This window comes from Streptomyces sp. SID13666, from assembly GCF_010548325.1.
Classification (GTDB): Bacteria; Actinomycetota; Actinomycetes; order Streptomycetales; family Streptomycetaceae; genus Actinacidiphila; species Actinacidiphila fildesensis.
On record NZ_JAAGLX010000259.1, the window covers coordinates 1 to 294 of the forward strand.

Below are 294 nucleotides of genomic sequence, written 5' to 3' on the forward strand. Positions count from 1 at the left end.
GTCTGGTCGACCGGTACGCCCGCCCAGCGCGAGAAGGCGCTGGCCGTGGTCAACGAAGCCCGTAAGAAGCTCTACCTCATCCTCGCCGAAGAGGACTGAGGCCGGAGAAGTCCGACCCACGAGCCGGCCCGGGGCACTATGCCCCGGGCCGGCTCGACGCGCGGACGACGAGCCGGGTCGGCACGATCCACGGCTCGGCCGGCTCCGCCGGATCGGCGTCGAGCAGTCCGCGCAGCGCCTTGACGGCCGCCGAGCCCAGCGCGCGCTGGTCCTGGGCGACGGTCGTCAGGGCCG

Annotated in this window: 1 protein-coding gene and 1 pseudogene; one reads left to right on the forward strand and one right to left on the reverse strand. The window is 73.8% G+C overall.

What is annotated here, in order from left to right:
- Window positions 1–99 (forward strand): annotated as a pseudogene (locus tag G3I60_RS46190) (PadR family transcriptional regulator); the annotation flags it as partial.
- Window positions 100–136: 37 nt separating this feature from the next.
- Here the strand turns inward: G3I60_RS46190 and G3I60_RS47415 are convergent.
- Window positions 137–289: a substrate-binding domain-containing protein gene (locus G3I60_RS47415; RefSeq protein WP_369334882.1), complete on the reverse strand. Its 153-nt coding sequence runs from the start codon at window positions 287–289 to the stop codon at window positions 137–139.
- Window positions 290–294: the final 5 nt, after the last annotated feature.